Raw genomic sequence first — 6,997 nt, 5'->3', positions numbered from 1 at the left:
GAATATATGGCATTTGTCTCCCGATGTCGCTCCATATACGACATTCCCATCGGCGATGAGAATGTTCGTCGAACGCTCGTCGGCAGGGATACCCCTGTCCCTGAGATTGACCTGTTCGAGCTTATTATATGTCATTGTTTCCGCAGAAGAAAAGGATGTAAAAAGGAGGAACAGTCCGATATATAATGCTGTGCTTTTCACAGGCACTCTCTCCTTTTAGCTTGAAAAGGAAATTATCATATTAAAGGTGTTCTGAAAAAATGGGGAATCGCCGGATCGGACAATATGATTGTCTTCCTGCGTTTACATCCGTCCGCTTTTTATCATCTTTACAAAGCAGAAAACAGACAACCCTATGAGAAGTCCCCATGAAATCGTTATGGATATCCATCCGCCCGGCGTCATAATTTTTGCTCCGTTGTCTGATCGATATCGATATCGGGAAGCGACCTTCCTCGCCATGCCCAGTAAACAAGCGCGATTGTCAGGAGAACGATCGAGACAAGCACCAGCCGGGTTCCCAGCATCCACACACGGTTCTCCGGCGGCACTCCCTCCATCTTGATCGTCGGAATCGCGAGCTGGTATGTCCATGTTATCAGGATGATCAGCAGAAACGACGGCGTTACATACTTGATGACGATACGGAAAATCCAGGGAAGCTGGATATCGGCGCCGTGATGTATTTCCTTCCATGCACGGTCGATACCGAAAATCCAGCCGAAAATTATCGACTCGATGGTTCCCAGCACGACGAGCCCGAAGGTGCCGCTCCAGAAATCGAGATCGTTGAGAACGCCGTGCGATAATCCAATAATGACTCCATGACAGGCAATAAAGCAGAATATGGCGATATACAATGCCGATTTTTTACGGCCCACATGGAACTCGTCATCGACAAAAGCTACCGCCGGAAGGAGCATGGATACAGAGCTCGTGGCGCCGGCGATAAAAAGCATGAGGAACCAAATGAAGGCAAAGAACCATCCCGCCCCAAAATGGGTGAAAATCTGCGGCATGGTTACAAAACCGAGATCGAACGATCCGCCGGAGGCAATCTCAACGAGCCCCGAAGGCCCCATAAACACAAACGCCGCAGGAATCACGATGGAGCCCGCCATAATCACCTCGGTAACTTCGTTGATGCTTACGGAGGTCATTCCCGAAAGCACCACATCATCCCCGCGGTCGAGATAACTCGCATAGGTAAGTATCATCCCAATCCCTACCGAGAGTGTAAAAAATATCTGACCGGCCGCTGCCATCCATACCTTTGCATCCTTGAGCCGTGAAAAATCGGGATTCCACAGGTAGCCAAAGCCGTTCGAGACATTCCAGTCGGGATGGAGAGAATCGGGCATACCGAGTGTTATAACCCGCACCATCATGATAACACCGAGAATGACAAGAACAGGCATGACAATCTTGGAAAATTTTTCAACTCCGCCCTTGATACCGGAAAATATGACCCAGAAATTGATCGCAAACGTAATGAGGAAAAAAATGTATGTCTGGCCAATGCCGCCAAACCATTCGTTCGAAACAAGTCCCTGGTATCCCTCAAGATACGCTTTCATGGTCGAACCATCACGGGCCGCAGCCATGAGACTGCCGAACAGGGAATTGAACGCGAATCCCAGAAGCCATGATTCTATATATGTATACCAGATAAAAATTACCGTAGGGCCAACAATACCGATAACGCCAAAGTATTTGAGATAATGGTTGCGGGTGGCTATGGCGAAGATGGACGGCGCGGTGCCGTAACCATGAAGCCCCCCATATCGCCCGAGTGTCCACTCGGTCAGCATGAGGGGAATACCAAGAAGCGCAAGAGAGATGAAATAGGGAATCAGAAACGCTCCACCGCCGTTCTGGGCAGCCTGAACGGGAAACCGTAAAAAATTACCCAGTCCAACAGCGGAGCCTGCAACGGCGAGGATGACCCCGATCCGTGATCCCCATCTTTCACGGTTTTCCGGATTATTCACATACACCCCTTCGCTTTTTAAAATGTACAGGATATCGAATACAACCCTGTGTATTCGGCATTCTTAATACGAGATTCCAAGATACGGGTATTTTCTTATGCATTCAAGTCTGTTTTAAAAAAATACAGTGTCGTAAATTGCCATTTTTTTACTTCTTTCCCATGGTAATACCCGGCCAGTCATCGGTCCGGAACGGTGAAGCGGGAAGTCCTTCCCTGTTAAAGAGATTGCAGCCGGGATTGTCCGCCCAGCCGTACCGCAGAGCGACCGGATTCGGAACATCATCGCTCCATACCGCAACCTCATCCCCCATGATCATCGCATGCGCCCGGAAAAAAGTTTTGTCCTTTCCGGCCAAGGTAAAACCCCTGAGCGATTCGCCGACAGCCGGAACAAGACCGCTTCCCGTATTCGTGAACGTGACAAAGACTTTCCCGTCGCGCACCGTCATGGATTCATACATCGGTCCCGAAGCGACGATTTCCCTGCCATACACTGTCTTGAGCGCCGCGAGCGCAAGACGCCTGCCGACCTCCTGCTTGTTTCGCGGATGAATATTGGCTGCCTCCCCGATATCGATGGTTACCGCCATTGCGGTTTTGGGTACGGTGAGGGTTATAAGCTGGGCTTCTCTGAGTTCAGCCCATTGACTTTCGGAAGGTTTCGTGCCCACCGCGCCATAATTGCAAAGCTGGACATAGAGAAACGGGAAATCTCCCTGTTTCCATAAAGCGCGCCAGTCGGTTATCAGTGCCGGTAACAGGCTGCGGTACTGGTATGCCCTTCCCGCATTCGATTCGCCCTGGTACCACAGAACACCTTTGATGCCGTAGGGAACAAGCGGAGCTATCATAGCATTGTAGACCCATATGGGCATCTGGGGAACAATGGCGAGTTTGACCGGGCTCTCGGGTACTGTACCGTATATCTTCAGCAGGGGATTGCCCACATACTCGCCGTAATGAACATCCTCCTCCCATTCGGCCATGCCGCGGTAAAACCGGAGCACCTCAGGCGGCTTTCTGCTCAGAACTGGCGCCCAGTAATCAAGCAACTCGCGGAATTCCGGACAGGCTTCACGGGCATTGGGACTCATCCATGCCTCGATGGTCGTTCCTCCCCAGGAGGCGTTAATAAGACCGATGGGGACATTGACTTCCCTCATGATTTCCCGCCCGAAAAAGTATCCCGCTGCGGTGAAATCACCGATGGTACTCGGTCGGCATACTTCCCACGAGGCTTTACAGTCATCACGGGGCTCCGGCGACAGATCGTTGACAATCTGGAAAAGCCGGATAGTCGGATACTGCGCATTCGCCACCTCTCTGTCGGAATTGATAACATGCCGGACTCTCATCTCCATGTTCGACTGTCCCGAACAGAGCCAGACATCCCCGGCAAGAATATTCTCGAACTCGATGGTGTTTTTCCCTTTGATGGTCAGGGCGTAAGGACCACCGGCTTTGAGCGGTTCCAGTCTTACCGTCCATTTCCCGCTGCCGTCGGCTTCTGTCGTCACTTCACGGTTGTCGACGGATACGGTCACTTTTTCTCCCGGGTCGGCCCACCCCCACATGGGAAGTTCCATATCGCGCTGGAGTACCATGTTCTCGCCGAATACAGCGGGAAGCCGCACATCGCCCTGTGCCTTCAGCGGATACCATATGAGACACACGAAAATGAGGTTACAGAGTATGACTGACTTTTTCATAGCGTTCCTTCGTTTCTGTATTTCATTGAAAGAATACCGCACGATGTTCTGTCCTTATTCCTGTTTCTTTTCGAGCGGTTCGAGAACGGCCAGGGTTGCGCCCCAGCCCGACGAATCGGGGGATGTCCGGAATTCTTTTACAAAACCGCATGTTTTCAGGTATGAGTGCACTATCTGCCGCAAAACACCCTGTCCCCTGCCGTGGATGATCCTCACATGGAGAATGCCCCGGATACGACATTCCGTGATATACTCGGTCAACGCCGACCTGACATCCCCGGGTCTGAACATGTGAAGATCGAGCGTCCCGTCGACAGGATAATCAAACAGCTCGCTGTCCATTTCTCTTTCGCTTTCATTCCGTAAAAAAACGGATGATAAACACTGTGCATATCTTCAATATACAAAGCTTCGGTACGGTATCACAACAGGGAATACCATCAAAGCAGCGGAAAAAGAAAAATGAATCACGCGCGTGGTAAAAAGAATTTTTCACACGACCGGGAACAGTATATATTGCCTTTGTGCCTTCGGGCATTTTTCTCTATACTATCATCTTATGCGCTCTTCCGCCATGAATATACCGGTCGATACACGTATAGGGCTCCTCTAATAATACCTTGTGAGCGAATTATAAAAAAAGTTACGTTTTTTCTCAAAGCCCCCTTCAGGGGGAAAGGGATTGAGGGTTAGGGGGTTGTTGTATAAACCAGAATGATTTTTTAAAATTTTACAAGATTAATAGAGATACACGTTCAGTTTTTTGATATGATCTTTGTTCGTGTTTCAGGTGCTTTTTCCCGTTCATCCTATTTTTGACCGGAGGGTATTATGAATTCTGAAGCCGGCACAGCAAGCAGAATCTTTCGTATGAAACGAACTGTGAATACACTCCTGTCCATACTCTGCATTTTCATGTTATTGATTTCCGGGTGTAAAACCAAACCCGTACAGAACCTTCAGATTCTTCCCCCCGGTCAGGCAGAGAAAGACCTGACAGGTTATCTCCTTGCTAAAATACCGGCATTTGTCATGCCCTCCGATACGACCACATGGAAAAACGATGCGGAGCTGCTGAGAAAACGGCTGCTCAACGAAGTCATACTTCGCGGAGTTCCCTCGGAATGGATATCCGGACCGGTCAATATTGTTTGGGGCGAAACGATTGCCTGCGGGGATTACACCATCCGTAAGCTCCGTTACGAAGCCATACCCGGCTTATGGATCGGAGCGCTGTTATACGAGCCGGTTGGCCTCAAGCGGAAAGTGCCTGCGGTGCTCAACGTAAACGGTCATGTCATGGAGCCCGGCATGACCATAGATTACAAGCAGGCGCGATGCATCAATTGTGCAAAACGCGGTATGCTCGCTCTCAATATCGAATGGATCGGTATGGGGCAGCTCCACGACATTGGATACTGGCACAGCAATATTGCATACCTCGACCTCTGCGGAGTACCGGGGGTTTCGGTGTTCTATCTCCACCTTAAAAGAGGGCTCGATGTGCTCCTTTCGCACAAGATGGCAGATCCCGGGAGGATTGCGGTTACCGGATTGTCGGGAGGCGGCTGGCAGACAATCATGATCAGCGCCCTCGACACCCGTGTCAAGCTGTCCGTACCGGTTGCGGGATACAGCGGAATCGTCGAACGGCTCCACTATCCGCGGGATATCGGAGACCTCGAACAGGTACCCACCGACATGGCCGTTATCGCCGATTATACACACCTTACCGCAATGCTCGCTCCCAGACCGGCACTGCTTATCTACAATGCGACAGACGACTGCTGTTTTCTTGCCGAGCGGGTGAAACCATCGGTCTACGATCCCATAGTCCCGCTTTATCAGATGTTCGGCCTCCCCGACCGTTTCGCTCTCCATATCAACGAGGCCCCCGGAACACATAACTATCTCCAGGACAACCGTGAGGCATTCTATCGTTTTATCAACCGCCATTTCCTTCCGCAAAAGGAATGGAACGACAGTGAAATCCCCGTGGAAAACGAGATACGGACGCAGGAGGAGCTTGCCATCGAATATCCACCCGACAACGGAACATTCTATACGCTCACGGTGAATCTTATGAGTTCTCTTCCCCGGCAGGTTCGGCCTGTCGGAGATGAAAAAGCTCTCGATGTGTGGCGCGGGAACACACGCAGACTTCTCCGCGATGTCGTCCGGCCGGAATCCGATTACAGGGTTGACAGCGATCCTGCGCCCGTCACGGCGTTCTCCGATGTCATCGACGGTATTGCCGGAAAAGCATACATCGTGCGGATCAATAATACATGGACACTCCCCCTGGTCGACTACAGCACCGGGAAGAGTGACAAAAAACCGATTACGGTGATTGCGTCGGATGGCGGCATAAACGATGCCAGCACCATCGTACGTGAGGTGCTTGCCCGGGGAGAACGTGCAATCGTCGCCGATCTGCTGTTCACCGGCGAATGCAGCCAAATGAGCCAGGACCCCGGGTGGTTCGCGCAGGTGATATCGTGCGTGGGGCGCCGCGCGCTCGGAATTCAGGTTTCCCAGTTAGGAGCGGTTATCGATCATATCGGAAAACGATACCCTGGCCGTGAGGTCAGAGTGATCACGAGCGGCCGTGTTGCGGGGCTTGCCGCGCTTGTTCTCGCCGCGCTGAATGACCATCAGGCGGAAAATCTGGAAATCCGGGGGCTTGATTTGAGTCTTAAAGACCTCGTATATAAAAATGTCATCTACGAGCGGGCGCCCGATATGTTCGTTTTCCGCGCGCCATCGATGTTCTGCTTCGGATTGCTGGAACTCGTCGATATACCCGAGCTCATCGAGCTGGCTCATCCGGCAAAGGTAACGTTCTCTTCGGTTTATTAAGAAAACGGCGAATCCCCGTTAACAAAACGGGGTATTCAAATTATGAATATACATATCGCAAAGGTCGATCAAATGCTATGACAAAGATTAAACCTTGGCTTATCGGCGTTCTGCTCTCCACAATTGCGATGGAGCTGGGTTATCGTTGGGGCTCAGAAATAGCCGCATTATTAGGGGGCGAGCCAGGAATATGGGCTCGTATGGGTAAGGGATTGGTCTGGGGTGGAGTTATAGCCGGCTTGCAATGGCCTGTCGTTCGAGTTGTTGGTGTGCGCCCCGTGCTGTTCATTGTGGCAAGCGCTGTCTGCTTTGCAATAGGTTATCCTTTCGGACAGACAATCCAGGCCATCTTCGTGCACCATTGGAGCTTGCACTGGACGGGATATTGGTCGTGTGTCGCTGCATTCGGGTTGTTTCTGGGTGTGCCACAATGGTG

At 51.2% G+C, this 6,997-nt stretch carries 5 protein-coding genes; 1 reads left to right on the top strand and 4 read right to left on the bottom strand.

Annotated features, from left to right (window positions below; genetic code table 11):
* The 4 genes from LLG96_08850 to LLG96_08835 all read right to left on the bottom strand — a co-directional run.
* Positions 1–201, bottom strand: a 201-nt coding sequence (locus LLG96_08850) for a hypothetical protein (protein MCE5250314.1), incomplete at its 3' end; no start/stop codon positions are given.
* A gap of 200 nt (positions 202–401) precedes the next feature.
* Complete coding sequence (locus tag LLG96_08845; protein ID MCE5250313.1) at positions 402–1,991, bottom strand: sodium-dependent transporter; 1,590 nt, start codon at positions 1,989–1,991, stop codon at positions 402–404.
* Between the two features lie 148 nt (positions 1,992–2,139).
* Positions 2,140–3,702, bottom strand: a complete 1,563-nt coding sequence (locus LLG96_08840) for a sialate O-acetylesterase (protein ID MCE5250312.1) — start codon at positions 3,700–3,702, stop codon at positions 2,140–2,142.
* Positions 3,703–3,756: 54 nt separating this feature from the next.
* On the bottom strand, positions 3,757–4,044 hold the full coding sequence (locus LLG96_08835) for a Smr/MutS family protein (GenBank protein MCE5250311.1): 288 nt from the start codon (positions 4,042–4,044) through the stop codon (positions 3,757–3,759).
* 528 nt (positions 4,045–4,572) lie between these two features.
* Here LLG96_08835 and LLG96_08830 point away from each other — a divergent pair.
* Positions 4,573–6,561 carry an acetylxylan esterase gene (locus LLG96_08830; protein ID MCE5250310.1) on the top strand — a complete coding sequence of 663 codons (1,989 nt, stop codon included), beginning with the start codon at positions 4,573–4,575 and terminating at the stop codon, positions 6,559–6,561.
* Positions 6,562–6,997 lie beyond the last annotated feature (436 nt).

Source organism: bacterium (assembly GCA_021372535.1).
Classification (GTDB): Bacteria; Latescibacterota; Latescibacteria; order Latescibacterales; family Latescibacteraceae; genus JAFGMP01.
Note: the sequence above shows the minus strand (reverse complement) of the source record. Positions and strands in the feature narration are given on the sequence as shown.